This window comes from Pseudomonas sp. RIT-562 (assembly GCF_026241895.1).
Taxonomy (GTDB): Bacteria; Pseudomonadota; Gammaproteobacteria; order Pseudomonadales; family Pseudomonadaceae; genus Aquipseudomonas; species Aquipseudomonas mandelii_F.
Map to the genome: position 1 here is coordinate 1 of NZ_JAPJIV010000012.1, position 25,453 is coordinate 25,453.

Below are 25,453 nucleotides of genomic sequence, written 5' to 3' on the forward strand. Positions count from 1 at the left end.
CACTCCTACAGGGATCTGCTTTGGATTCAATATTTGCGTACGACGAAGTCCCACTGTAGGAGCGAGCCTGCTCGCGATGGCGGAGTGTCAGCCAACAAATTCTCCAGCTGCAAGACCATCGCGAGCAGGCTCACTCCTACAGGGATCTGCATTTGATTCAATATTTGCGTACGACGAAGTCCCACTGTAGGAGCGAGCCTGCTCGCGATGGCGGAGTGTCAGCCAACAAATTCTCCAGCTCAAAGACCATCGCGAGCAGGCTCACTCCTACAAGGAGCTTCAGCGCACACAAAACCCGTGCGCAACGCCGGTCAACCGTAGGAGCTGCCGAGTGCAACGAGGCTGCGATCTCTTGATCTTGCTCCCGAGCTACTCTCAACTGCTCCCTATCCCCCAAAAGCGGCCCACCCCAGGAACCCTCTCATGTTCAGCCACATCATCATCGGGGCCCGTGATCTCACGGCCATGACCACCTTCTACGACGCGGTGCTGCGCCCCCTGGGCCTGGAACGCATGCCTGACGAAAACGATGGCGGCCCGCCCGGTGCGGGGTGGCAATACCCGGGCAAGCCGTGGCCCCAGTTTTACATCCAGCTGCCCTTCAATGGGTTGCCGGCCAACTGGGGCAATGGCACCCAGGTCAGCTTCGCCTGTCGTTCGCGGGAACAGGTGCAGGCGGCCTGGTCAGCAGCTATTGCAGGGGGAGGGGCGGATGAGGGGGCTCCCGGCATACGGGCGCACTACTCGCCGGATTACTTTGGCGCGTATTGCCGGGATCCGGAGGGCAACAAATTGTGCTTCGTGCATGCCGATGGGTTGGAGTGAGCCTGCGCGGCCCTGATCAATCGTCCAGATTAATCGCCTCCACATCCCCCAGCGAGCTGTAGTGCTTGCGCAGCTTGCGCAGTTCCCGGGTGCCCATCTTGTCCAGCGATAACGTAGCGTTCTGCGCTTCCTTGGTGGCGCGGATCAGCTCGTCAATCTTCAGGTGCAAAATATCGTTGTCGCGGTTCTGGGTGTTTTGAATCAGGAACACCATCAGGAAAGTTACGATCGTGGTCGATGTATTGATGATCAGTTGCCAGGTGTCGTTGTAATGGAAATACGGTCCGGTCGTCGCCCATACGATGATCAGGACAATCGCGGCGAGGAAGGTTTTGGAGTTGCCGGCGCCGTTGGACAGTGCCTGGCAGAATTTCGAGAATTTCATGAAGTCTGGCCTTTGGGAAAGTCAGTCGTAGACCGCAGCACTTCTACGAAATTCTTTTTATTTAAGCGCCTTTCAGACCACCTGTTGGCTCGCGCGTCGGCCCGTTGAGTCGCTCATCATTCTGTTGGAACTCCTGTTATTGCACCTTCGTCATCTGCACTGAGGGGGGCTGCGAATGTGTCGTGGCGCACCCGAAAAACGCACTTTTCGAAAGGCGAGGGACGTCATGAATATTCCAGACAGCAGGACTGAAGGTCAGAACGATCATCAGGGCTCCGCAAGACCGGAGGCCGATTTTCAACATTTGAAGGAAGGTGTCACCGAGGCTCTCGGCGATGCCCGGCAGCAAGCGGATGCGCAGTTCGGGCAGTACCGTGATACCGCCGCCGACCAGATCGAGGCGTTGGCCAAAGGGGCAAAATCCTTCGTCGCGGAACTTGAAGACAAGGACAGCCTGGGCATGTCCGACTACCTGGCCGACATGGCGCAATCCATGACCGGCCTGGCGGGGAACCTGCGCGGCAAAAGCGCCGAGCAGTTGCTGCACGATGCGGCCGACCTGGCCCGCAACAATCCGGCGCTGTTCCTGGCCGGCAGCGTCGCGCTGGGCTTTGGCCTGTCGCGATTCCTCAAGGCCGGTACGGCGCCAGCCTATACCGCCAGCCCGGAACAACCCGCCGAGAGCAGCAGCTCCACGCCGCCGTCCGGTGGCTTTGGTGCTCAACGCCCTTATGAAACGTCGGTGGCCCCGCGCACCGGGCTGGACACCGGTATCACTCCGTCGGCGCCCAGCGAGCAGGACCACCCCACTGACTTTGCCACGCCAACAACCCCAGGTTCGAACGACTTCAAGGGAGCACTGTGATGAACAGAGAAGACCCAGATCTGCCGGGCGCACGCCCCGTGCCCGTGGTGGAAACCGATGCGTCAGTGGTCGGCCTGCTGCGCCAGCTGTCACGCGAGGTACCAGCCCTGTTTACCAAGGAACTGGCGCTGGCCAAGGCCGAGCTGCAGGCCAGCCTCACCACCCTCAAGGCCGGCATTGCCGCAGTGGCAGGCGGCGCGATTGTGCTGCTGGCAGGTTTCATCGTCCTGCTGTTTTCAGTGGTCTATGGCCTGTCGATGGTGATGGCACCCTGGCTGGCTGCACTGATTGTGGGCGTGGTGGTGATGATCGTCGGGTTCGCGATGCTGCAGTCCGGCAAAAAACAATTCGAGCCATCCCACTTCAAGCCTGATCGCACCCTGGACGCTTTGAACAAGGATCAGGAAGCGCTGCGGAGGAAAGTCTCATGAAAAGCGAATTCGAACTGGAATCGGGAAAAAGCCCGGAAGCTATCGAGCGTGAAATCGACGCCCAGCGCGCCAGTATTGGCAACATCGTCGATGCGTTGGAAAGCAAATTCACCCCAGGGCAAATGTTCGATCAGGCATGGGGGGTGATGCAGGGCAACGGCACCGCGTTCCTGTCCAACCTGGGCACCAGCGTGCGCAATAATCCGGTGCCCGCCGTGCTGACTTCGGTGGGGCTGCTGTGGCTGATGATGAGCCAGAATCGCCCGCCAAGCCCGAGTGTCGGTTATCGCAGTGGGCCTGAGCACAGCAAGGTCGGTGAATGGGCCGATGGCGTGTCGGATGGTATAGACAGTGCGCGGGATCACCTGCACCACACCGCTGACTCCGTGAAGGAGGGCTATCAATCCGTCAAGGGCAAGGCCGCCCATTTGAGCGACAGCCTGGGCGCCGCCACGGACAATGTCAGCCACGCCATGCATGACGCCAGCGATCGGCTGGTGCGCAGCACGCAGGCGATGGGTGACCAGTTCAGTCATCTGCTCAAGGAGCAGCCATTGATGGTCGCCGCAGCCGGCATCGCGTTAGGCGCGCTACTGGGCGCCGCGATCCCCTCGACGGCTACCGAGCAACGCTACCTGGGCAAGACCAGCGCCGGGCTCACCGACAAGGTCAAGCAGCAGGCGCGCGAGGGCTTTGAAGCGGTGCGCGATACCGTGACCAAAACCACCGATCATGCGGATGCCAAGCCGGATAGCAACAGCGATATGAGCAGCGCCCCGAACGGGCAACAGCGCACGGCATCCAGCTCTCCAGCGGATTTATCTGGAGGGTTGGGTACTTCCTGAAACCAGGCGTAAAAAGGGAGGCCTCAAGGCCTCCCGTTTGTTTGTATCACGCAGTCGGTCAATTTCCATCAGCCACTTTGCGTTCTATCTCGTCGACCTTCTTTTGCAGCTCTTCGGCATCCTGCTCCTTGGTACGCGTGGAAGAGGGCGTGATGACTTCATCGACTGCCCTGGTATCGTCGTCCCTGTCCGCCAGATCCCTCTGGACCACATTCACCGGCTTGCCGGACGAATCCGTGGGCGGTGCGTTGGATGTCACTGCTGCTTTGCCATCGTGTACCCGGTCATCATTGTTCATGTCGCATACCTCCATTGGCTTTCATATTGGATGCAACGGTGCAGTTCGAGTTCGAGATTTTTCATTGCGGCTGACCAAGGGACCGCAGGCCGGTCATGACGGTGTCGTTTCGGTCCAGTCGAGCTTTGCCGACTCGCGCCAGCGCACCTCGGCGACTCCGTATTTCTCTGCCTGGGGCCTCGAGACCACCTTGAGCGGCGGCCTTCCCGGTTTGGGGATAGGCGCGATGCCCGCATCACAACTTGCCCAATGCCAGGCATCGCGATTGCTCATCACTTTTGCCCGGATGATGAACGACCTCTTCTCCCCGTGGAGCAGGTATTCAATGATGTAGAGACCGGTGCTGTTCATGAGGACCCTCCTTATGCTCATAGACAAAGGAGTGGTGGTGTCAGAAAAAATTCAAAGCAATTTCCCAGCGGCGTTAAGCTCTTATTTTCAGGAAAAAAATTGCACTTTTCAGGTGCCTGGATGATCGCGTTTTAACCTGCTCAGCTACAGGTCAGCTTGACGGCCTTGGCGGCGCGTTCGAGCTCCTGTTTGACGTCGACCGGTATGCGCTGTTTGCGCAGGTTTTGCTCAAGGAATGCCTGGTTACCCCGACTGTCGACCTCCGCATCAATGGCGGCGTCTTCTGCACCAATCGCCGAGGCATGAGACTCCATCACCGAGTCGACTTCAACATCGCTCCTGGCCGCATCCAGCGCGCCGACCAGTTTCGCCACGTCATCTTCCTCGGCCTTGGCATAGGCATCCACCGACAAACCCGCCGCCAGCGCCCGGGCCCGCACTTCAACTCCTTTTAATGCCTCCCTGGCTTCGCCGCAGCGTAATTCCTGGGTGTGGTTCTGCACATCGCGCCACTGCAGCAGTGAATACGTCAGCGTGCCGACCATCACCAGGGTAAGACCGCTTATCAGGATCGGCTTCATGTGTAAGCTCTCGAACGTTTTCCAATGGGTCGCGATTTCTTTCTGCGAAGCATTCTCAGCGTAGCACCGGGAAACGAGGATCAGCGGTTGAAGTATCTTTGCAGGCAACGCCATTGCGCTTTGTCTGCGCGCCCCATAACGTATTGGTTTTCATCACGCAGCAGGTCGACCCTTGATCGAGAGACGTCAGTTCAGCGCCGGGTTGAAGGGCAAGAATCTTCGTTACCTGAATGACAACGCCAGTGCGACACCCCAAGTGGTGCGGTGCGGTTTTCTGTTGCTCGAGAATTTCTCGCTGCCGGCCTTTACGCAAGTACTCGATACCCTGATCACCGCCAACCTGTTGCGCCCCGGCGTATTTACCACGCGCACCTTGGGCGTGAGCGACGGCGAGGTGGTCAGCGATCTGGGCCTGGTCATTCGCCCGGATGCGCGTCTCGACTGCTCCGCCATCAAGGGCCTGGACCTGCTGGTGGTGTGTGGCGGTTACCGAACCGAACTCAAGGCCCACGAAGGGTTGACCACGCTGCTCAAGACCGCAGCGGAGCAGGGCGTGATGCTGGCTGGCCTGTGGAATGGTGCCTGGTTCCTTGGCAAGGCGGGCCTGCTCGATGGCTATCGTTGCGCTATCCACCCGGAGCACCGCCCGGCGCTGGCGGAGATTTCCCGGGCGACCCAGGTCAGCAGCGAACCCTATGTGATCGATCGCGACCGGCTGACCGCATCCAGTCCGTCGGGCGCCTTCCACATGGCCCTGGACTGGATCAAAAGTCTGTACGACAAGGCCCTGGTCGAGGGCGTCGAGGACATCCTGGCCTTCGAGGAATCGCGTTACCGGCGGATCAAGCCGGCGGAGAACATCTGTGTCAGCGCCCCGTTGCGCGAAGTAGTGAAACTGATGGACGCCAATCTTGAAGAGCCGCTGGAGCTGGAGCAACTGGCCGTGTACGCCGGCCGTTCCCGGCGCCAACTGGAACGCCTGTTCAAGGAACAACTGGGCACCACGCCACAACGCTACTACCTGGAGCTGCGCATTACCGAGGCGCGACGCCTGCTGCAGCACACCGAGTTGTCCCAGGTCGAGGTCCTGGTGGCCTGCGGATTTGTCTCGCCGAGTCATTTCAGCAAGTGCTACAGCGCCTACTTCGGCTACCGGCCATCCAAGGAAAAACGCCTGGTCAAGTAACCCTGCGTCTAGGGCCCAGTGGTCACCCGCGCAGTCCGGATGAACAGCGAGCGCAACTTCTCCCAGAAATTGCCCCCCAGCACGAAGAAGCTGGCGACCAGCATGGCATCGCCCAGCGCCTGCAGCTGCCAGAGGTTGGGGCGCAGGCCCGGCCAGATGCTATCGACGTAGGGCTCCAGAAAAGCCGATATCAGCGGTACGCAGAACATGACAATGCCGATGCGGTGGCGCCAGGGGCCCACTTCGGCGTCCATGCTGGGCGTAATTGAAGTCACGTAGCCGAACAGGCTGCGCTTGAGTTGCTGGAATCCGGATTTTCCCATGATCGCAATGACCAGGATCAACAGCACCTTGTTGCTGATGAACAACACGCCGGTCAGGGCGGCGATCCGCGAGCCGGGGACGTCGGCTACGGCGAGGATGGGTACCAGCAACCAGGAGCCCGCCATCACGCAGATGATCGCGATGCCCAGTTTGAAGCGCCAGCCGGCCGAATGCGGGGCCGCAGTGTCCGGTGCGGAGCTCATGTTTTCACCTCATCTGGCCGATTGGATTCACGTGCGTCTTCACGTTGAAAAAGCGTAGCACCTGTCACACGAAAGTGGCCGTTGGTATGGGGTTTCTGTGGCTATGCTTGACTGACTGTCGCAGCGGAAGACATTCATGCTCTCAAGCGCAACCCTGCTCATAGGCCCACGCCAACTGCTGATCCTTGGCATCCTTGGCCTAAGCGGCTGCGTGCGCCTGGGGCCGGATTTCCAGGCGCCGGGGGAGGCATGGAGCCGGCTATGGAGCAGCCCGGCGCTCGAACAGGCCAGCCAGCGCGGGCGGAGCCCTGACTTGCGCGAGTGGTGGCAGGTCTTCAACGACCCGGTGTTGGACTGCCTGATCGCCGATGCAGACGCGAGCAACGCCGATCTCAAAATCGCCGGCCTGCGGGTCATGGAAGCCCGGGCGCGGCTGGGGATTGCCGAAAGCGGGCGTTACCCGCAACTGCAGCAGGCCAGCGCCGACAGCCTGTACTTCAACCGACGGCAATCGGGCGGCAGCAACCCTCAGGACAGCCACTTCTGGCAGCACAGCGTGGGCTTCGATGTGGGCTGGGAGCTGGACTTCTGGGGGCGCTTCAGCCGTGCCATCGAATCGGCCGACGCCAGCTATTTTGCCGCGCGTGCCAACTATGAAGACGTGCTGGTGCTGTTGCGTGCACAGGTGGCGGACACCTACTTTGCATTGCGCACCACCGAGGCGCGATTACGGGTGGCAAAAGAAAATGCGCGCCAGCAGCAGCGCAATTTTGAAATCACCGAGAAGCTGTTCAACAGCGGACAGAGCGCCGAGCTCGACCTGCAACAGGCCCGCACGCAATACCTGGGCACCCTGAGCACCATCCCCAGCCTGGAGGACCAGTTGCAACGCACCCGCAACGCGCTGGCGGTGCTGGTCGGCCAGCCTCCTGGCGGCATGCCGCAGCTGGCGGCGTATGACGGACTGATCCCGCTGGTGGACCGTGCAGTGCTGCAGGATGTGCCCGCCAGCCTGCTATTGCGGCGCCCCGATGTGCGCGCCGCCGAGCTCAACGTTGCGGCGCAGTCGGCGCTGATCGGCGTGGCCGAGAGCGATTTCTACCCCTCGCTGACGTTGCTCGGCAGTATCGTCTGGTCCGCCGACTCGTTGGATGGCACCCCGCGCAGCCTGGACCTGATCGGTGGTCCGAGCCTGCGCTGGAATGTGTTCGATCATGGCCAGATCAGCAACAACGTGCGGGTCCAGGATGCGCGGTTGCAGCAGTTGATCGAGGTCTATCGGGACAAGGTTCGCCAGGCGGCGAGGGAGGCCGATGACGCCGCGGGCGGCCTGATCAAAGCCCTTGAGCGCGAACGAATCCTGGGCGAGGCCGAGGTCGCCGCCAAGCGCTCGCTGGTGCTGGCCAGCGCGCAATACCGCGAGGGTTATTCGGATTTCCAGCGGGTGCTGGATGCGCAGCGGGCGCTGTTGGAGCAACAGGACAACTACCTGGTCGCCCGCAGCAACGCCGTGAGCAATCTCATTGCCCTGTACAAATCCTTGGGCGGCGGTTGGTACAGCGCCCAGCCGATGCTGGATCCGGCCACTCGCCAGCAAATGGCCAAGCGTACCGACTGGGGCGACCTGCTGGATGAACCTGCTGCTGCCCAACCTGCCTTTCCCCAGCCTGACGAGGTAAAGACCCATGAGTGACAGCGTCCCAGCCCCGTCAGAAGCACCTCCAGCGCCGATACCGACACCGGCCCCGGCTGCTGATCCAAGTCGCAAAGGGCTGAAATGGGTGTTGCTGTTGATTGTCCTGAGCCTGGCCTGGTACCTGCTGGCGGATCGCTTCACGCCGTATACGCAGCAGGCGCGAGTCGGCGCCTTTGTGATTCCGGTGGCGGCGGAAGTGGCGGGGCGGGTCGTTCGAGTCAACGTGCGCAACAATCAGGATGTAAAGGCCGGCGACGTGCTGTTCGAGGTCGATCCCCAGCCTTATCAGATTGCGGTGGATCGAGCGCGAGCCGATCTTGAATCGACCCGGCGCCAGATCGGTGCCGGCACTGCCGGCATTGCCGCGGCGCAGGCCAATCTGCGCGCGGCCCAGGCCAACGAACTCAAGGCGCGCCAGGACAATCAACGCCTTGAAGGCTTGTACCGGGACGATCCGGGCACTATCTCGGTGCGCCTGCTGGAAGTCTCCCGGGCCAATCGCGAACAGGCGGTGAGCCAGGTGGCCGCAGCCCGCGCAGAAGTCCAGCGCGCCCGGGAACAGGAGGGCGGCAGCGAGGAGGAGAACGCGACATTGCGCAGTGCGGCCACGGCGTTATCCAAAGCCGAACTGGATCTGGCCAACACCCAGGTGCGCGCCCGGTCGTCCGGGTTGATCACCGACCTGCGCACCGATGCCGGCCAGTTTGCCGCTGCCGGAGGCGCGGTGATGACCCTGATCGCGATCCACGATGTGTGGGTCAGCGCCGACATGACCGAGAACAACCTCGGCCTGGTCCAGGTCGATACGCCGGTGGCGATCGTCCTCGATGCGCTGCCGGGCGAGGTGTTCGAGGGGCGTGTGCGCAGCGTGGGCTACGGGGTCAGCGTCGGTCAGCCGCCCGCGCCCGGGACTTTGCCCAGTGTGCAGAACAGCCGCGACTGGTTGCGCCCGGCACAGCGCTTTCCGGTGATTGTCGAGTTCTCAGCCGAAGCCAAGGAACACTTGCGCGACAGTCGCGGGATCCGCGCCGGCGGGCAGGCTGAAGTCATGGCCTTTCCCCGCGAGGGCAATCCGCTAAACCCGCTCGGCCGGATGTTTTTGGGGTTCATGAGCTGGCTGTCGTATGTCTACTGAATCCACCATCCGAGCACGGCGCGCGTTGCGCCTGGCCACGGGCACGGCGCTGTGCCTTGCTGCGAGTTTCGGCCTGGGCCTGCCGATTCCCTTCCTGGCGCCAGTGCTGGCGGTATTGCTGCTGGCGTCGCTGAATCGGCCGCTGCCGTTCAAGGCGGCGCTGGTCCTGGCGCTGGCGGCGCTGCTGACCACCGGCAGCGGCCTGCTGCTGATTCCGGTGCTGCGCTACTACCCCATCAGCGGCGTGCTGTTGGTTGGCCTCAGTCTGTTTTTGGTGTTTCGCTTCGGTTTGCGCGGTGGCAACGCGCTTATCGTCACGTTTTTGGTGATCGGGCTGACGATGATTCCGTCAGCCGGAATTGCCGATTTCGGCCTGGCGGCGGCGGTCATCGGGGCGCTGGTCAAGGGGCTGCTCCTCGCGGTGCTCGCCGTGGGCTGCAGTCACTGGCTGTTTCCCGAACCGCCAGATGCGCCCCCAGCGCCGACGCCCCCAGGCTTGCCAGCCGAAGAAACCGGACGTGTCGCGCTACGAGCGACGCTGATCGTGCTGCCGACTTTCCTGCTGGCGCTGATCGATCCGGCCAGTTACCTGCCGCTGATTCTCAAGGCCGTCGGCCTCGGCCAGCAGAGCTCCACCGCCAGCACCCACAGTGCCGGCCGGGAACTGGTCGGCTCGACTTTGCTCGGCGGATTGCTGGCGATCCTGTTCTGGTGCGCGTTGAGCCTGTTTGTGCACCTTTGGATGTTTTTCCTGTGGATGCTCCTGTCCGGCCTGCTGCTGGCGCGCAAACTCTACCGCCTAAGTCCTACCCGCCTGAGCCCGGGCTTCTGGCTCAACAGCCTGATCACCATGATCATTCTGTTGGGCCAGTCGGTGCAGGACAGCGCCGCAGGCAAAGACGTCTACACGGCATTTGCGATCCGCATGGGACTGTTCATCGGCGTGACGCTGTACGCATGCCTGATGGTCAATCTGCTGGAGGCGCGGCGACCAACAGCTGTCACCGCCAAGCCCCTGTAGGAGCTGTCGAGTGAAACGAGGCTGCGATCTTTTGATCGCTACAGCGCAGGCGTGCGCGGCGGGATCATGCGCTTCGAACCGGTAGACTCGAACGCACTGGCCAGGCGCAGCAGCGCTGAGTCGTCATAGGCGCGCCCGGCAAAGGTCAAGCCAACCGGCATACCGATGTCCGGCATCACCCCCATCGGTACCGTCACCGTTGGAACGCCCAGGTGGCGGATCGCGAGGTTGCCGTTGGCGACCCATACTCCGTTACTCCAGGCGATGTCCGCAGAGTGCGGATCGACGTCGGCGTTGGCCGGGGCCACGTCAGCGACTGTCGGAAACAGCACCGCGTCCAGGCCCAGGCGATCCATCCAGTCTTCCAGATCGATACGCCGCGTCTGCTCCAGGCCGCGCAGGCCGTCGGGCACCGTGCTGATCTGATCCCACGGCGTGATACCGCGTTCGGCCATGCGCACGTACTCGTCCATCCCCGCCACCAGGTCGCCTTCGCGGTTGGGCAGGGTGCCCGGGTCGTGGGGGAAAATCAGCGGGCCGTCGACATCGACCAGGCGGTTGAGCTTTGGATCGCCGTTGGCCTGCAGGAAATCATCGAACGCCCAGGCCGTCAGATCCCACAGTTCGTGGTGCAGAAACTCTTTCGACACCAAGCCCCGGTTGAACACCGTGGGAGCTCCGGGACGATCACCCTCGCAATTGGACACCAGCGGGAAATCCACCTCGACCACTTCGGCACCCGCCGCTTCCAGGGCCTGGCGCGCCTGTTGCCAAAGCCCGATCACCGAGTCGCGGGTGATGATGCGCTGGCCGGTAGGCCCACCGATGCCCGGCGCTTCAGCGGTGCCAGCCTCCGGGTCGGCATTGATGTACATGCGCGGCACGCCGAGGCGTTTTCCGGCCAGGGCATCAGCCTTGGCCGCCAGTGCTGGATAGCTCGCGGGACGCACCGAGGCCACGCTCGGAATCGGTACCCAGGGCTGCATGCGCCACAGATCGCCGCGGGTGTCTGGGTCTTGCGCAACTACCACGTCGAGCACTTCGAGCAGATCCGCCATGGTCCGGGCGAAAGGCACCACCACGTCCATGGTCGGCGTCAGCGGCCAGTTGCCGCGCACCGAAATCACCCCGCGCGAAGGCGTATAGGCACACAAGCCGTTGTTCGATGCCGGCCCCCGGCCACTCGACCAGGTTTCTTCGGCCAAACCGAATGCGGCGAAACTGGCCGCCGTCGCAGTACCGGCGCCGTTGGACGACCCCGACGCAAAGGGCGCAGTCAGATAGTCGGCGTTGTACGGGCTCTCCGCACGGCCATAAACCCCGCGTTGCATGCCGCCATTAGCCATGGGCGGCATGTTGGTCTTGCCCAGGCAGATCGCGCCGGCCGCGCGCAGGCGCTCGATGGTGAACGCATCACGGTATGCCACCAGATCAACAAAGGCCGGGCTGCCGGAAGCGGCCGTCAGCCCTTTGACCAGGTAACTGTCCTTGGCGGTATAGGGAATGCCATCGAGCGGGCCGAGGGTCTGGCCCTTGGCGCGGCGCTCATCGCAGGCTTGCGCTTCGGCGAGGGCTTGAGGATTACGCACCACCACAGCGTTCAACGCAGTAGGTGTGTCACTCCCGTCATAGGCATCGACCCTGGCAAGGTAAGCCTGAACCAGTTCGACTGCGGTGGTCTGGCCCGACTCGAGCGCCGCCCGCAATTGGGCAATGGAAACCTCGGTGACCTCGATCATGCGACTACCCCCGTCCTTTGCTGGATTGAACCATCACGCTGGATCGGGGCATCACACTTCTCAACTTGGATATTCATATGACTCTCGTTGCACTGCGTTCGCGACAGGGCCAGAGCTTATCGGCCGAGCGGCCATTTTGCACCAGAGCGGGCGCGCCGCTGGTAAAAAAAGTGCCGAGCCTTCAACCCTCGCGACCGTGCGCCGCAGCAGCCAGTTGCCCGGTATCGACCCGCACGAACACCGAATCGCCCACGGCGGTCAGGACTCCATCGGCAAACACCTCACAAATCACCCGAGTCTTGCGGCCAACGTCGCCTTCGACCTTGGCGCGCAGGGTCAGCGGCACACCCATGGGCGTCGGCTTGATGAACTTGATGCCCAGGTTGCCAGTGACGCAGTCGATGCGCGGCAGGCTGTCGGCTGCGCGATTTTCCGCGCGGTAGTGATAGGCCATGGCCGTCCAGTTCGAATGGCAGTCCACCAGCATGGCGATCAACCCACCGTAAACCAGATCGGGCCAGCCGCAGTACCGGGCATCGGGCAGGTGCTCGGCCATGACATGCATGCCGTCCTCATGCCAGAAGCTCTTGATATGCAGACCATGGGGGTTTTTCCCGCCACAGCCATAACAAACGCCTTCTGGCGCGGCGCTGTCCTGCAGGGAAATGTCGAGCATGGGAGGTTCCTCTTGTTGTTCTGGGAATCTGCCAAGCCTATAGGAAATACCTAACCCGCAGGAGCCTGGCTTGCCAGCGATGGCGCCCGCAAAATCGCCATCGCCGGCAAGCCAGGCTCCTACGGATTTGTGCCGCACCCAAATCCCGCATACACCCCGGCACCTGTAGGAGCCTGGCTTGCCAGCGATGACGCCCGCAAAATCGCCATCGCCGGCAAGCCGGACTCCTACGGATTGGCGCCGCACCCAAATCCCGCGTACACCCGAATCAACCGTAGGAGCCTGGCTTGCCAGCGACGAGGCCCGCAAGATCGCCATCGCCGGCAAGCCGGGCTCCTACGGATTTGCGTCGAATCCAATCCCGTGTACACCCTCGGTCATTGTAGGAGTCTGGCTTGCCAGCGATGGCGCCCGCAAGATCGCCACCCCCGGCAAGCCAGGCTCGACAAAAAGCGCTTACGGCTTCACCACCACCGCCGCATCCGCTAGCCCGCCGCTGTTCACCACCCCATAGGAAACCCGCGGCACACCGCGCATGCGCTGCTCCAGCAGCTGCGTCAGGGACTCGCCGGGATTCAGGTAGGCGTCGCCGAAATCTGCGCCGATCTGGTTGGGGTGGGCGACGATTTCCAGCACGCCGTCGGGCGGCATTGGTTCGTTGCGCAGGTCCACCGGCGTGCACACGTAATCGGCGGTGGCGCCGGCCAAGTGCTGCAGGCGAGCGTTGAGCAGCCCTTTGAACAGGCGCTTGGGCAGGCTGAGGTTTTGCCCCAGGTTGCGTGCCAGGCGCACCGGCACTCCCTGGCGGGCAGCGAAGCGCGCGACGATTTCGCCGATGGGCCAGATGTTGTGCACGTGCTGGTGGGAGTCCAGGTGGCTGGGGCGCACTCCGTTATCGAGGCAGCGTTGCCATTGCGCTTCCAGTTCCTCCAGTACCGCCTCGCGATCCTTGCGGCCGAGCCACAGGCGGTGGCGGGGCAGGTTGAGGTCGAACACCCCGGCGTTGTCGCAGAAGTTTGGGCGCGCAAGGATGCCCAGGCTCAACGGCTGGCCGTAGGTGAGGTTGAAGTGCAGGCCGATGCGCCCGCTCAGCAGCGGATGCTGGGCCATGACGCAGGCGGCTTCGAAGGCCGGCATGTTGGCCATGGCCGTGGCGGAGCTGATCACACCCGCCTGGAATGCACCGAGGATCACCGCATTTTCGTTGGGGCTGAGCCCGAAATCATCAGCGTTGACTATGACTTGGCGTGGCATGTTCGCCCTCCGGTTTGGCTGTGTTCTTGACCTTGGCCGGCTTGGCCGCAGGCACGGGCGTGGCCACGGCGGCCGCCACAGGTTGCGGCGCTGCTGGTTTGGCGGCCTGGGCGGCGCGTCGGGCTTTCCACTGCTGCAACCTTGGCTTGAGCGCCTGCCAGACTCGCAGCGCCAGGCCCAAGGCGATGCCGCTGGGACGCCAGGAATAGAAACTCCAGCGCCAGTGCTCCACGTGCCCGGTCATGCGCTCGTGCAGTTGATGGCTGGAGTTTTCCAGGCTGACTCGCGACGCATCGATCCAGCGCCAATTGTCATCCAGACCCCAGCGAATCCACTCTTCGAGCAATACCCGGCCGCTGCCCAGGTCGGCGTATTGCGGCAGGAAGGCCAGGTTGTAATCGTACAACCGACCCTGCTCGAGCAACCCCAGGCGATAGCTGATGCAACGCCCCTCCAGTTCGAGCACCACCACCCGCACCAACCCACGGGCGGCGAGGGCCGTGAAGGCTTGATTCATCCATTGGCGGTGGCGCTCATCGGCAAAGATCCCCACCCCTTCATCACCTTTCCAGCTCACCGCCTCGACTTCGCTGATCACCTGCAGCAACGCGCCCATGTTCGAGGCATCCGGGGTGATACGCCGTACTTGTGCGCCACAGGCCGCGATGCGTTTGCGCGCGCGGCGCAGTTTGTAGCGCGGGTCGCCGGAGATTTCCTGGTGGTCGGCCTCGCTGATCAGGTGCACCGGCGCCCGACAACTCAGGCGCCGCTCACCGGTCGAGCTGTGGGCCAGCCACTGGCTCAATACACCGTCTTCACCGGGCGCTTCGCACAACTCGTTCAATTGCAGCAGGGCGTGCGGCAGCTTGCGGCGAATCTGCGCCAATGCCCGGCGCACATCGGCAGCATCCAGCTGGGCGAGCAGCGCCAGGCGGTCGGCCAGGGGATAACCCAGGTGGTGCAGGACTCGACATGGCAGGCCGGCGAAACGCTCGATGGAGGCCACCAAGGGCAGGCACAACTGCAACTCATCGCCTCGCCAGGCCAGCAGGATATGCACCTGGCATCCGGCAGCCAGCGCCTGTTCCGAGGCGCACATCCAGGCCAGTGTGTTGAACGGAGTGTGCTGCGCTACCCGCAGGCGCAGGGCTTCATAAGCCGCTGCCGGGAAGTCGGCGGCGCACACTGAAGTGCGCCATTCAAATCGTGCGGTCATAGGTTCAGCTCGGTCCATTGCGATCATGAGGCGCTCCAGCTCAGGGCGAACAAAGTTTCCCCAGGCAGCTCGAAGCTGATGCGGCCGTCCTGGCATTTGAAGGGTGCTGCTCGGCTGCGATTGTCCGCGCCGAAGTAGAGCAATGCGCCGTTATTGAGCGGGCAGGCCGTGCCCGCCAGGCTCACCTGTTGAATGCGCGCGCCCTTGTTGACGCCGAACAGGCTGCGCTGCTGGTCGCTGGCCATGGCCAGCGCATCGACTTCGAAGGCATCGTTGTCCAGGCGCAGCACGTCACGCAGCCAATGCTGCTGGATGAACTGCTGGGCATAGCCCACCGGCTTGAGCTCGTAGTGCTCTTCGTCGAGCATGCGCAGCATGCCCTTGGGGTGGTCAGGTTCGTCGGCGGCCTGGAACCAGCCGAGCATTTCCAGCAAGCCGTCCTGGGACGCATTGATCGCCACCGAGGCCCACCACAGCGAAGCGTAATGGGTCTCCTGGTCGTAGGGGCTGAGGGCGCCGCCGCTGGACATGTTGGTCTGGTCCAGCAACAAGGCTTTGCGCGGGCGACCCTGGGCATCCAGCCCGACCAGTTCGGCGGCGCGGCGCACGCTGTCGCGGTAGACCCGGGTGGCCAGCAGGTCGCGGATCATCCATTCGTGCCAGGCTAGCGCATCGATGCTGTCCCCTGATTCGGCGAGCAGGCGCCGGGCCCAGTCGATGCCGCGCCGGTCGGCGGCGTTATCGATGAACGGGCCGTTGACGAACCGCGAGCTCGCCGGCATCACAATGCGCACGCCGGCCTTGGCGTTGCCTGGGTCGCTGCGCACCTGGCGGGCCATGCTGTTGAAGATCGCCTGATAGCTTTCGTAGTTGCGGTAGTTGAGGTTCGGCTCGTCGGCGAATCCGATGTAGTGCGTGCCCTTGCCGCCGAGGGCGCGCGTGGCCGCCAGCCAGGCGTCGAGCCCGGCGGTGCTGTTGGCGTCGACCCGCAGGTCGGCCACTCGATGCCGCGCGGCCAGCAGGGTGAGGTCCTGGGTCATGCCGAAGCGGTCCTGGAACAGGCGGCGGAACTTGTCTTCGTAATGCGGCCGGGTCGCCATGATGTCGACCAGGCTGTAATTGGTACCGGCTTTAAAACCGAGCGTATCGACCAGGGCAAACGTCGACGGCGGTGGCAAATTGTAGGGCATGGCGACGGCCAGGTTCGGGGTCTTGCCGAGCACTTGCTGGTGCAGGGTCAGGCGGGTCTGGCCGAAATCTTCGCGCAAGGGTTTGAGTTGCTGCGGGTTCTGGGCAAACAGGTTAGCGCTGCCATCAAGCCAGAACGCCACTTTGCCGCTGCCGCGCAAGTGCAGGCGCCAGACCTGGTCAGTGGCGGCGACCGGCAACTCGATCTGGTCGAACCGCCAATATTCCGGGTAGGGCTTGAGGGCGAGCGACAGCTGTTTGCCGTCATCCAGCCGTTGCGCCTGCAGGGCGTCGACACCGCCGTGAAACTTGCCGGCCAGTACCGCGTGTTCACCCGCTGCGACCTTGAAGTACAGCTCGGCGTCCGCCCCAGGTTCGGCACTGAAATGCACCTTGGCCGGGGCAAACAGCGCCACCGTGCGCTCGTCGTGTTCAATCGTGTAGCGGCGGAAGCTGTAGCCGGGAATTTCCAGGCGATAACTGGCCGAGCTGGGTGCCAGGGGCCAGCGCTGGCTGCCGCTGGTTTCAGTCGCGGCAATCTTGCGTTCGGCCTGCAGTTTGCCCTGGCCGTCGATCAGGTACAGCTGTTCTTCGTTGGCCTGCGCCTGCCAGGCCGGCGTCCAGCGCACGGTCAGCGTGTCGGGACTATCGGGTTGCAGATATAAGCTGCCGTCGCGAATTTGTGCCCAGCGCATGGGGGCGGCGGTCGCATCCAACACCAGACCCAGGCTCAAGCTGACCAGCACCCACAGCCGCTTCATGCGGACTTCCGTTGCAGCATTTGCAACATGGGGGCGAAGTCGCTGGGCAAGATGATCAGGGTTTGCCAGATAGGTACCCGGCTCAAGTGGCAGTACAGCAGCAGCAGCGCCAGCGTCACCGCCAAGTAGGCAATGGAGGAGGCCGCCGCCGCGCCGACAATGCCGTAGGCGGGGATCAACACCAGGTTCAGCGGCAGGCTGAGCAAGGCAGCGAAACCCATCAGCAGGGACACAGCGCCGGGGCGATTCTTGCCCAGCAGGTCGAGGCGCAGGATGCTCATGTAGCACAGGCCCAACAGCCCCGGCAGCAGTGCCAGCAGGGCCGGGTAGGCCGGTTGATAAGCCATGCCGAACAGCGTGATGATCAGCCATTCACCGATCAGCGCCATGCTCAGGCACGCACCCATCATGACCGTGGCGGTGAGGCGCAACGCCAGGGGCGTCAGCTTCTCAATGCCCTTTTCCTGTTGCAGCAGATTTTTCATCAGCGGAGTGGTCACGGCTTCAGGCACGATCAACAGCAACTCGGCGGCGGCACTGGCCATCGCGTAATGCCCCAGGGCGGTGGTGCCGAGCAGGGCGCCGATGAACAGGTAGTCGGAGCGCAGGATCACCTGCTGGAACAGAAGGTCGGGATGGCTGCGGGCACTGTAGCGCAGCAGTTCGCCCTGGCTGGCGCGGTCCCATTGCAAGATCACCGGCTGGGCGCGCTTGAGCCAGATCCAGCCAGCCAGCACCACCAGGCTCAGGCCGGCCAGCCAACTGATCAGCGCAGCTTCCAGTGGCGCACTTTTCCACATCCAGAACAGGGCAAGAAACAGCAGCAGCGGCGCCAGGGATTCGATCAGGCGCAGGACATTGAACGCCACCACGCCGCCCGAGGCATTGTGCAGGGTCAGCAGGCCACTCTTGAGCACGGACAGCGGCACCGCCAGCAACAGCAACCAGGCAAACATCCCCAGTTGCTGGGTGATGTCCAGCTCACTGCCAAATTCCCGGGTCAGCGCCACCACCACCAGGGTCAGCAAACCGGCGAGCAGGCAGCCGTACACCAGCACCTGGGTGAGCAACAGGCCCATGGACCGATGCTGCGCCGCCTGAAAGCCCACGGCAGAATTCAGCCCGCCACTGGTGGCGGCGCTGATCAGGTCGGGCAGGGTGCTGAGCAGCGCAAACAGACCGCGCTCGCTGGGCCCGAGAATCCGCGCCAGCAAGACATTGCGTAGCAGGCGCAAGGCGATCATCGCCAACTTGGTCCCCATACTCAGGGCCAGGTTTTTCAGGTAAACACTGCGACTCATGCACGAGCTCCGCGATAGATGCGCCAGGACAGCAACTGCGGATTGCGCGCCACCCGTTGGCTGACACCGAACCTTGGCACTGCCAGCGGGTCGGCGTTGCCGCGATAAATCCCGGCAGCGGTGCCCAGGGCAAACGGGAAGTCATGGTCGGCGACCTGTTGACGGACGCGCGCATCGTTGTCGCCATTGGGGTAGCAGTAGACAGGTAAGGGCCGCTTGCAGCCGTTGAGCAGCGCATCGCGACTGCGGCGGATTTCTTGCCCCAGGGTGCAGTCGTCGAGCCCGGTGAGGATGGCATGACTGGCGCCGTGCGGACCGAAACGCACCAGCCCGGAATTTTCCAGTTCGCGCACCTGCTGCCAGTCCAGCGCCTGGGGCATGGATTCTGCCGGACACTCATCGGCGAGGCGGCTGAGCTCAGGGGGAGGCAGGGTCTTCAGGCTTTGCAGAAAACGCAGCAGCGCCAGGCTGCGGCGCTGCACGTCAACGTCATCGAGCAGCACCGGCAACGGCCGGCCAAGCTGTTGCAGGCAGTCGATCAGGTGCATCCGTGGTGCCTCGCCATGGCTGCCCCAGAGGGTTTCGCCAATGCTTTCCCACCAGAATCGCTGGCGGCTGCCGATGAAATCACTGGAGAGAAAAATGCTCGCCGGCACCTGGTGCTTTAGCAGTACCGGGAAGGCGTGCAAGGCGTTGTCGCGCCAGCCGTCGTCGAAGGTCAGGGCCACTTTGGGGCGCGGCGAGGGCTGTTGTGTCGGTTGCAGGATGTCCATCAGCGGCACGCAGTCGAAGTGGCGGTTGAGCCATTCCAGGAAGTGGTCGAACGCCTTGGTGCCAATGCACAGTTCATTGCGGTGGGGCAGGTCGGCGGCGCGGTCGTTGGCCAGCACCCGATGCAGCATCAGGATCACCCCCGCGCCGTGCAGCTGATTGCGCCCCACTGGCGAGTTCAGATAGAGCCATCCGCTGGTCTGTTTGAACAATTGCATAATCCCCATGGTTCCATCCTCTTAGCGATTTTGTTCGGGGTTCCATCGTGCATAACGTTGGCCGCGCAGGAACTGCCACAGGCCGATACTCATCCCGGCCAGGGTGACCAGCAGGAAAGCGGCCAGGCGAAAAGGTTTCGGCAGCCGGTGTTGCGAGTCCAGCAGGCCGGCGATGGCGATGGCATAACCGAGCAGTTGCGCGATCAGGCACGCCCGGTAGAAACCATGCTCCTGCCACAACCAGAAATTGCTCAGCAGCAACGGCAGCAACAGGATAGGCGCCAGGCGCCGGATCAATTTGTGGCTGATCAGTGCGATGGCGTACAACCCGTGCTTGAACGGGTTGAGCAATTCGCGGCGCTGGGCCAGGCTCTGCAGCCCGCCAACGGTGACGCGCTGGCGCCGGCGAAACTGTTTGTCCGCCTCATCGACGCCCTGGTCGATGACCTGCGCCTGGGGCACATAGACGATGCGCTTGAACGCTACGGGCGCGCAGGTGCTGATGAAAAAATCATCGTTGACCTCCGCCGGCACGGTCTGGAACAACTCACGCCGCAATGCCAGCAGAGCGCCGTCGGCGGAGACCATGCAGCCGGTGCGATTTTCCACCCGGCGCAGCCAGCCTTCGTAATGCCGATAAAGACTGTCGCCGATGCTCAGGCCCTTGCCGGTGACCGGGATCAGCATGTGCCCGGCACAAGCGCCGACCGCAGGGTCCGTCAGGGGCGCGAGCAGGTGGCCGAGGGTGTCGGTGGCCCATTGGTTGTCGGCGTCGGTGAACACCAGGATGTCGCCGCGGCTCAGGGCCACGCCGGCATTCAGGGTCGCGGCCTTACCACCGCGGGGCAGGTCGAGCACGCTGATGCGCGGGTCGACGACCTTGTGCGCACAGGCCACTGTGTCGTCGGTCGAGCCGTCGCTGGCCAGGATGATTTGCAGCGAAAGTGCCTGGTAATCCTGGGCCAGCAAGGTGCGCAATTTTTCCTCGATGTGCCGCGCCTCGTTGTGTGCGGCAATCACGATACTCACGTTCATCGGTGGTGCCGGCGTTGGCCGACGCGCCGGATACAGGGGCGCGAGCAACGTCAGCAGCACGGGGTATCCGATATAGGCGTACACCGGCAACAACAAGCACATCCAGAAAATGAATTCAGCCACGGGCGGGCCTCCTGGCATTCCATTGACAAAGGCTGAGAATGAACGCGGCGCCGGCAAGATGCAGGCGCACCCAGTGCAGGCCCCAGAGTTGCACGGTCAGGCCGACGTTGCGGTGTTTAGCACTCTGGCGCACGCTCAAGACCAGGGCCGGCAGCAGCGTCAAAAACACCATCAGCAGCGCGTGGTGAGGGAAGCCGTTGAACAGCGCAGAGATGGCCAGGAAATCCACGACCCAGACCAGCAGCGACAACAACGGAAAGCGTAGCAGGCGCAGGCTCATGCCATGGGTGCGCAGCAATTGCAGGTGACTGCCTTGGCGCCACATTTCCTTGCCCATCCACTCACGCCAGCTGCCTTCGTAACCCCAGTGCAAGGCCACGCTTTCGTTGGCGGTGAGCAGGCGCGCGCCGTGTTTGCCCAGGCGCAGGGTGAATTCCTTGTCTTCACCGGTACGCAGGCTTTCGTCGAAGCCGCCGACCTTGTCGAACCAGCTGCGGCGCATCAGCAGGTTGGCGCTGGGCAGCCAGTCCACTCGCTGCACGGTATGGGCGCTGGGCCGCAAGGTCCGGCGCTGCCAGGCGGTCGCGTACCAGGGGGCTTCGGCGGGAGTGTGCAGGTCCAGGCCAAACACATCGGCCTGGCCGTCGGCTTCAAGCTCGATCAGGCGGGTCAGCCAGTCCTCGGGCGTTTCGATATCGGCATCGAGAAAGGCCAGCCAATCACCGCGGGCGATGGCGGCGCCGCGATTGCGCAGGGCGCCGATCACCAGGCCCGGCAACACCAGCACCTGGGCGCCGAACTGCCGGGCGATCTGCGGGCCGTGGTCGGTCGAGCCGTTGTCGACCACGATCAGTTCGCACTGCAGGTCGGCGGCATGCGCGGCTTTCTGCGCGGCGAGCAGCGTGCGGGCAATGTGCCGCGCCTCGTTGAACATCGGGATGACGATGCTGATGCTGTTCATTTACGGGCCTCCAGCACAACGCCTTCTTCGGCTTTGCAGCGCAGCACGCTGGTCAGCGCGAGCATGATCCACAGGTACTTGTGATTCGGCGCACTGAGGAACATCAGGAACAGCGTCAACGACAGAAAACTCATGCTCAGGTGGGTCATCATGTCGCCCTGCTCGGCATTGCCACGCAGCTTCCAGGCACGACCCGCCCGGCTCAGGTTGTATAGGCCCAGGCCGAGCATGCCGACAAACAGCAGGCCCGCAGGAATCCCCAGTTCGCTGAAAATTTCCAGGTAGGTGTTATGCGCGTGACGGTAAAGTTCTTCAGGGTTGCTGTTGAAGGCGAAGGCCTTGGAATAGCCGGTGGCTGCGTAGTGCAGCGGGAAGGTCCCGGGCCCGGTGCCGATCAGCGGATTATCGGCAATCATCCCGCTGCCGACCACGATGTAGGAAGCGCGGCGGCCCAGGGAAGCGTCCTGGCTCTTGAAGCCGGAACTGAGGATGCTCAAGGACTCGATGCGTTTGATGTAGCTGGCCGGCATTGCATACAATGCCAGCGGAATCACGATCGCCAGGCCGAGCATGGCAAACCCCAGGTGCCGCGGACGGATGCGCGGCAGCAATGCCCGGTAGTGCCAGGCGCCGATCAGCAGGCTGAGAAACAGCACCACCAGGCCCGAACGGGATTCGGTTTTGGTAATGCCCACCAGCAGCAGCAGGGTGCAGCCACCCCAGAACAGCCGATGCAGCAGGTTGGGGCTGCGCATCACCAGAAACAGTGCAAGGGGCACCGCAAAAGCGATCATCAGGGCAAAGTTGTTCGGGTCTTTGAGCAGCCCGGCAGCTCGGCCAGCATCCTGGTATTTGACCGAAAACGCCGCCATGGCGCACGTCACCGAAACGCTAAGGGTGACCAGTTTGGCGAACGTATTCAGATTCACTTCGCGACCCACCAGCAAGGTAATCACGAACAACACCAGGCCCACACTCAGGTCTCGCAGATGGCCAAGCGACACGCTCATGTTGTCGCTGTTCAGCAGGCTGAGCAGGTACAACGCCATGAAGCTCACCAGGAAGCGCCAGATATTACTGCGCAGACGTTCGGCCGGCAGCTGGTGGATCGCCAGTTGCAACATCAGGATCAGCACCAGCGAGGCGCCGAGGATTTTCGAGCCGGGAAACGCGTTGTCCTTGAGCAAGCCCTCGAAGGGCAGGATGGCGGCGATGCCCAACAGGCCCCAGGTCGGCTTGCGGTACAGGATCGCGACACCGGCCAGGCCAAGCACCACGCCCGGTGCCAGGAAAGGAAAAGGGCTGGCCAGCAAACCAAGGCAGACCAGGGCGAGCAAACTGACGATCGAGAGCGGAAAAATCACGCGCGTGCCTCCCGTGCAGTACGGATATAAAGCTGCGACCACCGTTCGGCCAGGGCCTTGAGGTCATAGCGATCCAGTTGCGTACGTCTTGCGTTGTCGATCAGCTCGCCCGTCAGCGCCGGCTCGCACATCAGGGTGCCGATCTGCCGGGCGAGGGCGCTGCTGTCGGTGGCTGGCGCCAGCAAGCCGTTGTGCCGGTCCTGCAGCACATCCGGAATGCCGCCGACGGCAAACGCCACCACCGGCACCCCGGCTTGCATCGCCTCCAGCAGGATCATCGGCGTGCCCTCGGTGCGCGAGCTGATCACCAGCGCATCGAGTTGTCGCCACCACTGGCCCATGTCGGTCTGATAGCCCGGCAAGCGGATCCGCTCCTGCAGACCTGCAGCATCGATACGTGCCTGCAGCGCCTCGCGTTCCGGACCGTCGCCCAGCATCACGGCGTCCAGTTGCGGGTATTGCTGACACAGGGGAATCAGCGCGTCGAGAAACAGGTCCGGGCCTTTTTCGCTGCTCAGCCGCCCGACATAACCGGCGAGAAAACGCTGCCGGTCGGTGCTGGGCGGCAGCAGGCCGGTGGCTGCCGGCAAACCGTTGGGAATCACCTGCAGCTTCTGCGCCCCGACGCTGGCCTGGCGGTGCAGCACGGCAATGCTTTCGGCGACGCAAACCACGCGATCCACCGAAGCCGTGCGGCACAGTTGCAGGCTGAGCCAGGTGTAGAACTTCTGCTTGCGACTGCGCGGGGTGAACCCGTGTTGAGTGATCACCAGCGGCAGGCGCAACAACGTTGCACCGACCCAGCCAAACAACAGGCCCTTGAAGTTATGCGTGTTGATCAGCGGCCGCTCGGCCCGGCGCTGGTGCAGATGCCGCAGCAAGGCGCCAAGCCCGGCACAGCTGCGGCAGTCGACCGAGCCGTCGCGAAACCGTGCGATCAGTTCCGGCGGCGCATCCAGAAACAGCACCTGGTGCTGCCCGGGCGTTGCCAGGCAGTGATCCAGCAACATCCGCTCAGCCCCGTAGAAGCCACCGCTGCTGAGCAAATGAATGATCGGCAGGGTGCTTGCAGGTGCATTTTGGCTGAGCGGCGCGTTCAATTGCGCACCCAATGCGCGAAGCGCGGCACGGTCCAGTTCTTGTGCGGATTGATCGGCTCGACGTTCTGATCGTTGATCACCAGCAGCACTGGCAAGCCCAGTTCGTGGCTGATTTGCGCTGGATGCTTGAAGCGGTGATCGAAGAACTCACGCACGTAGACGAAGGCAATCGCCAGCAGCAAACCGGTGAGCAGGCCGAATGGAATGATCACCATCGGTTTAGGAAATGCGGCTTCGGTTGGCTCGAACGGTGGGCTGAGAATCCGTGCGTTGGACAGGTCGTTGTCCAGCGAGCGGGCGGTGCTGCTTTCGGCAAAGCGCTGGGCGTAGGTGGAGAACGCGGCATGCAGTGCCTCGATCTCGGTGTCCATCTGGCGCAACTTGCTCTGGGTTTCCTGCAACTGGTGGATGCGGTTCTTGAACTGGGCAATGCGCGCGGTTTTCTGTTCGATCACCGAGCCGATCACTGCGAGGTCAGCGGTGCGTTCCTGGATGCGGTTGTTCACCACCTTGAGGAACTGCCCGCGAGTCCGGGTGATCTGTTCGCGCTGCAGCAACATGGGTTCGCTGCCAGGCTGGAACACCGACAGGTCATTCATGTACCGGCTAACCTGGCCGATCAGCAGTTCGCCGAGTTGCTTGACCTCACGATCCTCGAACGCCACGTTGTCGGTGGTGGTAGTAAAGGTGTAGGGGAACGAGTAGTCGTTGAGCTGCCGGGTGTCCTTGGCCGCAGCCAGGCTGGTTTTCAGGTAGTCGAGCCAGCGTTTGCTTTGCAGCAGGCGATCCTGATAGAGGTTCAGCGCCTGCTCCTCGGTGTTGATGGCGTTCAGGCGGAAAGTGATTTCCTCCCGAGGATCGGCCGAGCCGACGCCTTCAAGCAGGGCCAGTCGATTGCCTTCCAGGCCATCGAGACGCACCTGGTACTGCATTTTCTTGGTCTCGTAAAAGCTCTGCGGCAGATCGATCGATTGCAGGGCCTGACGGCTGACCAGGTAGTTCTGCAGCAGGGCGGCAACGAACTTGGTGCCCTGGGCCGGGTCGGGGAAGCTGTAGACGATCGAGATCACGTTGGAACCGGGCAGGGTCTCGACCTTCAGGTCGCTCATGGCTTGCTGGGTCAGTGCATCCAGTTCGGTGTCCCGTACCGGGTCGGTTTCCAGGCCCAGTGCATTGCGCACCGGATTGATCAGGTGTTCGCGAATGGGCGTGGTGACGTAGTCCTTGAATGGCTGCGCCACCAGTTTGTTGAACGTGCTCACCGGCGGGGTGTACGTGCTGTTCTCGCGCATTTGGCTGAGCGTTTCGCGAATCAACCCCGGCGAACGCAGGATATTGCTCTCGGTTTCCATGTCCGCCAGCGATGGCGGGATGAACGAGGCGTTCTCCTGGTTGAGGGAGGTGGTGGCATCTCCCTGGGAGAGTTTTTTCGACTGCACGATCACTTGGGCGGTGATATCGAAGCTCTGCTTAAGCATCAGCGGCAAGATCAGTGCGATCACTGCAAAGACCAGGAACACTCGCTTCACCAACTGCTTGTTGGCGAAGAAGATCCTGAAGAACTCGTGCAGGTAGTTTTCTTTTGGATTCATGACGGTCA

The 25,453-nt window shown here is 62.8% G+C and carries 25 protein-coding genes; 8 read left to right on the top strand and 17 right to left on the bottom strand.

The window, feature by feature from the left end; translation table 11 throughout:
- The first annotated feature begins 423 nt into the window (after positions 1-423).
- Positions 424-825, top strand: a complete 402-nt coding sequence (locus tag ORL50_RS15810; RefSeq protein WP_266016341.1) for a VOC family protein — start codon at positions 424-426, stop codon at positions 823-825.
- Between the two features lie 16 nt (positions 826-841).
- On the opposite strand, the gene ORL50_RS15815 is transcribed toward ORL50_RS15810, so the two are convergent.
- Positions 842-1,210: a low affinity iron permease family protein gene (locus ORL50_RS15815; protein ID WP_266016342.1), complete on the bottom strand. Its 369-nt coding sequence runs from the start codon at positions 1,208-1,210 to the stop codon at positions 842-844.
- 226 nt (positions 1,211-1,436) lie between these two features.
- On the opposite strand from ORL50_RS15815, the gene ORL50_RS15820 reads away from it, so the two are divergent.
- The 3 genes from ORL50_RS15820 to ORL50_RS15830 are packed head-to-tail and all read left to right on the top strand — an operon-like array spanning position 1,437 to position 3,351.
- The gene (locus ORL50_RS15820; RefSeq protein WP_266016343.1) at positions 1,437-2,075 is read left to right on the top strand and encodes a hypothetical protein; all 639 of its coding nucleotides are present in this window, start codon (positions 1,437-1,439) and stop codon (positions 2,073-2,075) included.
- Entirely contained in the window at positions 2,075-2,506 is a 432-nt protein-coding gene (locus ORL50_RS15825) for a phage holin family protein (protein ID WP_266016344.1), read from the top strand. Before ORL50_RS15820 ends, ORL50_RS15825 begins: the two co-directional genes overlap by 1 nt.
- The gene (locus ORL50_RS15830) at positions 2,503-3,351 is read left to right on the top strand and encodes a DUF3618 domain-containing protein (RefSeq protein ID WP_266016345.1); all 849 of its coding nucleotides are present in this window, start codon (positions 2,503-2,505) and stop codon (positions 3,349-3,351) included. Before ORL50_RS15825 ends, ORL50_RS15830 begins: the two co-directional genes overlap by 4 nt.
- Before the next feature lie 58 nt (positions 3,352-3,409).
- Here the strand turns inward: ORL50_RS15830 and ORL50_RS15835 are convergent, their stop codons facing one another.
- From ORL50_RS15835 to ORL50_RS15845, 3 genes are all read right to left on the bottom strand, one after another.
- The gene (locus ORL50_RS15835; protein WP_266016346.1) at positions 3,410-3,649 is read right to left on the bottom strand and encodes a hypothetical protein; all 240 of its coding nucleotides are present in this window, start codon (positions 3,647-3,649) and stop codon (positions 3,410-3,412) included.
- Positions 3,650-3,742: 93 nt separating this feature from the next.
- Entirely contained in the window at positions 3,743-4,000 is a 258-nt protein-coding gene (locus tag ORL50_RS15840) for a DUF6555 family protein (RefSeq protein WP_266016347.1), read from the bottom strand.
- Positions 4,001-4,140: 140 nt separating this feature from the next.
- Positions 4,141-4,581, bottom strand: coding sequence for a hypothetical protein (locus ORL50_RS15845; RefSeq protein ID WP_266016348.1), 441 nt, complete (start codon positions 4,579-4,581; stop codon positions 4,141-4,143).
- A gap of 172 nt (positions 4,582-4,753) precedes the next feature.
- Between ORL50_RS15845 and ORL50_RS15850 the strand changes: the two genes are divergently transcribed.
- Positions 4,754-5,767, top strand: coding sequence for a GlxA family transcriptional regulator (locus tag ORL50_RS15850; protein ID WP_266016349.1), 1,014 nt, complete (start codon positions 4,754-4,756; stop codon positions 5,765-5,767).
- Between the two features lie 8 nt (positions 5,768-5,775).
- On the opposite strand, the gene ORL50_RS15855 is transcribed toward ORL50_RS15850, so the two are convergent.
- Positions 5,776-6,294: a transporter suffix domain-containing protein gene (locus tag ORL50_RS15855; RefSeq protein ID WP_266016350.1), complete on the bottom strand. Its 519-nt coding sequence runs from the start codon at positions 6,292-6,294 to the stop codon at positions 5,776-5,778.
- A 136-nt stretch (positions 6,295-6,430) separates the two neighbouring features.
- On the opposite strand from ORL50_RS15855, the gene ORL50_RS15860 reads away from it, so the two are divergent.
- The 3 genes from ORL50_RS15860 to ORL50_RS15870 are packed head-to-tail and all read left to right on the top strand — an operon-like array spanning position 6,431 to position 10,146.
- Positions 6,431-7,987, top strand: coding sequence for an efflux transporter outer membrane subunit (locus ORL50_RS15860; RefSeq protein ID WP_266016351.1), 1,557 nt, complete (start codon positions 6,431-6,433; stop codon positions 7,985-7,987).
- Positions 7,980-9,125, top strand: a complete 1,146-nt coding sequence (locus tag ORL50_RS15865; protein ID WP_266016352.1) for an HlyD family secretion protein — start codon at positions 7,980-7,982, stop codon at positions 9,123-9,125. The genes ORL50_RS15860 and ORL50_RS15865 overlap by 8 nt, the downstream gene beginning before the upstream one ends.
- A complete protein-coding gene (locus ORL50_RS15870) occupies positions 9,115-10,146 on the top strand; it encodes a DUF2955 domain-containing protein (protein WP_266016353.1) in 1,032 nt (343 codons plus the stop codon). The genes ORL50_RS15865 and ORL50_RS15870 overlap by 11 nt, the downstream gene beginning before the upstream one ends.
- Positions 10,147-10,184: 38 nt before the next feature.
- Here ORL50_RS15870 and ORL50_RS15875 read toward each other — a convergent pair whose 3' ends face one another.
- From ORL50_RS15875 to ORL50_RS15930, 12 genes are all read right to left on the bottom strand, one after another.
- Positions 10,185-11,885: an amidase gene (locus ORL50_RS15875; protein ID WP_266016354.1), complete on the bottom strand. Its 1,701-nt coding sequence runs from the start codon at positions 11,883-11,885 to the stop codon at positions 10,185-10,187.
- Between the two features lie 181 nt (positions 11,886-12,066).
- Positions 12,067-12,561, bottom strand: a complete 495-nt coding sequence (locus tag ORL50_RS15880) for a PaaI family thioesterase (protein WP_266016355.1) — start codon at positions 12,559-12,561, stop codon at positions 12,067-12,069.
- Positions 12,562-13,017: 456 nt separating this feature from the next.
- Positions 13,018-13,815, bottom strand: coding sequence for a ChbG/HpnK family deacetylase (locus ORL50_RS15885; RefSeq protein WP_266016356.1), 798 nt, complete (start codon positions 13,813-13,815; stop codon positions 13,018-13,020).
- Complete coding sequence (locus ORL50_RS15890) at positions 13,787-15,031, bottom strand: GNAT family N-acetyltransferase (protein ID WP_266016357.1); 1,245 nt, start codon at positions 15,029-15,031, stop codon at positions 13,787-13,789. The genes ORL50_RS15885 and ORL50_RS15890 overlap by 29 nt, the downstream gene beginning before the upstream one ends.
- A gap of 23 nt (positions 15,032-15,054) precedes the next feature.
- Positions 15,055-16,980: a hypothetical protein gene (locus tag ORL50_RS15895; RefSeq protein ID WP_266016358.1), complete on the bottom strand. Its 1,926-nt coding sequence runs from the start codon at positions 16,978-16,980 to the stop codon at positions 15,055-15,057.
- Positions 16,977-18,281 (bottom strand): lipopolysaccharide biosynthesis protein, encoded by a 1,305-nt coding sequence (locus ORL50_RS15900; protein WP_266016359.1) that lies wholly within the window; start codon positions 18,279-18,281, stop codon positions 16,977-16,979. Before ORL50_RS15900 ends, ORL50_RS15895 begins: the two co-directional genes overlap by 4 nt.
- On the bottom strand, positions 18,278-19,279 hold the full coding sequence (locus ORL50_RS15905; RefSeq protein ID WP_266016360.1) for a polysaccharide deacetylase family protein: 1,002 nt from the start codon (positions 19,277-19,279) through the stop codon (positions 18,278-18,280). The genes ORL50_RS15900 and ORL50_RS15905 overlap by 4 nt, the downstream gene beginning before the upstream one ends.
- Before the next feature lie 12 nt (positions 19,280-19,291).
- Entirely contained in the window at positions 19,292-20,428 is a 1,137-nt protein-coding gene (locus tag ORL50_RS15910) for a glycosyltransferase (protein WP_266016361.1), read from the bottom strand.
- Complete coding sequence (locus ORL50_RS15915) at positions 20,421-21,389, bottom strand: glycosyltransferase (RefSeq protein WP_266016362.1); 969 nt, start codon at positions 21,387-21,389, stop codon at positions 20,421-20,423. Before ORL50_RS15915 ends, ORL50_RS15910 begins: the two co-directional genes overlap by 8 nt.
- Positions 21,386-22,753 (bottom strand): O-antigen ligase family protein, encoded by a 1,368-nt coding sequence (locus ORL50_RS15920; protein WP_266016363.1) that lies wholly within the window; start codon positions 22,751-22,753, stop codon positions 21,386-21,388. Before ORL50_RS15920 ends, ORL50_RS15915 begins: the two co-directional genes overlap by 4 nt.
- The gene (locus tag ORL50_RS15925; protein WP_266016364.1) at positions 22,750-23,853 is read right to left on the bottom strand and encodes a glycosyltransferase family 4 protein; all 1,104 of its coding nucleotides are present in this window, start codon (positions 23,851-23,853) and stop codon (positions 22,750-22,752) included. Before ORL50_RS15925 ends, ORL50_RS15920 begins: the two co-directional genes overlap by 4 nt.
- A complete protein-coding gene (locus ORL50_RS15930) occupies positions 23,850-25,445 on the bottom strand; it encodes a GumC family protein (RefSeq protein ID WP_266016365.1) in 1,596 nt (531 codons plus the stop codon). Before ORL50_RS15930 ends, ORL50_RS15925 begins: the two co-directional genes overlap by 4 nt.
- Between the last annotated feature and the right edge of the window lie 8 nt (positions 25,446-25,453).

What these genes read in the sequence shown, in the direction of transcription:
- ORL50_RS15810 (WP_266016341.1), top strand. Translation starts at nt 424, where the DNA reads ATGTTCAGCCACATCATCATCGGGGCCCGTGATCTCACGGCCATGACC.
- ORL50_RS15815 (WP_266016342.1), bottom strand. Translation starts at nt 1,210, where the DNA reads ATGAAATTCTCGAAATTCTGCCAGGCACTGTCCAACGGCGCCGGCAAC.
- ORL50_RS15820 (WP_266016343.1), top strand. Translation starts at nt 1,437, where the DNA reads ATGAATATTCCAGACAGCAGGACTGAAGGTCAGAACGATCATCAGGGC.
- ORL50_RS15825 (WP_266016344.1), top strand. Translation starts at nt 2,075, where the DNA reads ATGAACAGAGAAGACCCAGATCTGCCGGGCGCACGCCCCGTGCCCGTG.
- ORL50_RS15830 (WP_266016345.1), top strand. Translation starts at nt 2,503, where the DNA reads ATGAAAAGCGAATTCGAACTGGAATCGGGAAAAAGCCCGGAAGCTATC.
- ORL50_RS15835 (WP_266016346.1), bottom strand. Translation starts at nt 3,649, where the DNA reads ATGAACAATGATGACCGGGTACACGATGGCAAAGCAGCAGTGACATCC.
- ORL50_RS15840 (WP_266016347.1), bottom strand. Translation starts at nt 4,000, where the DNA reads ATGAACAGCACCGGTCTCTACATCATTGAATACCTGCTCCACGGGGAG.
- ORL50_RS15845 (WP_266016348.1), bottom strand. Translation starts at nt 4,581, where the DNA reads ATGAAGCCGATCCTGATAAGCGGTCTTACCCTGGTGATGGTCGGCACG.
- ORL50_RS15855 (WP_266016350.1), bottom strand. Translation starts at nt 6,294, where the DNA reads ATGAGCTCCGCACCGGACACTGCGGCCCCGCATTCGGCCGGCTGGCGC.
- ORL50_RS15860 (WP_266016351.1), top strand. Translation starts at nt 6,431, where the DNA reads ATGCTCTCAAGCGCAACCCTGCTCATAGGCCCACGCCAACTGCTGATC.
- ORL50_RS15865 (WP_266016352.1), top strand. Translation starts at nt 7,980, where the DNA reads ATGAGTGACAGCGTCCCAGCCCCGTCAGAAGCACCTCCAGCGCCGATA.
- ORL50_RS15870 (WP_266016353.1), top strand. Translation starts at nt 9,115, where the DNA reads ATGTCTACTGAATCCACCATCCGAGCACGGCGCGCGTTGCGCCTGGCC.
- ORL50_RS15875 (WP_266016354.1), bottom strand. Translation starts at nt 11,885, where the DNA reads ATGATCGAGGTCACCGAGGTTTCCATTGCCCAATTGCGGGCGGCGCTC.
- ORL50_RS15880 (WP_266016355.1), bottom strand. Translation starts at nt 12,561, where the DNA reads ATGCTCGACATTTCCCTGCAGGACAGCGCCGCGCCAGAAGGCGTTTGT.
- ORL50_RS15885 (WP_266016356.1), bottom strand. Translation starts at nt 13,815, where the DNA reads ATGCCACGCCAAGTCATAGTCAACGCTGATGATTTCGGGCTCAGCCCC.
- ORL50_RS15890 (WP_266016357.1), bottom strand. Translation starts at nt 15,031, where the DNA reads ATGACCGCACGATTTGAATGGCGCACTTCAGTGTGCGCCGCCGACTTC.
- ORL50_RS15895 (WP_266016358.1), bottom strand. Translation starts at nt 16,980, where the DNA reads ATGAAGCGGCTGTGGGTGCTGGTCAGCTTGAGCCTGGGTCTGGTGTTG.
- ORL50_RS15900 (WP_266016359.1), bottom strand. Translation starts at nt 18,281, where the DNA reads ATGAGTCGCAGTGTTTACCTGAAAAACCTGGCCCTGAGTATGGGGACC.
- ORL50_RS15905 (WP_266016360.1), bottom strand. Translation starts at nt 19,279, where the DNA reads ATGGGGATTATGCAATTGTTCAAACAGACCAGCGGATGGCTCTATCTG.
- ORL50_RS15915 (WP_266016362.1), bottom strand. Translation starts at nt 21,389, where the DNA reads ATGAACAGCATCAGCATCGTCATCCCGATGTTCAACGAGGCGCGGCAC.
- ORL50_RS15930 (WP_266016365.1), bottom strand. Translation starts at nt 25,445, where the DNA reads ATGAATCCAAAAGAAAACTACCTGCACGAGTTCTTCAGGATCTTCTTC.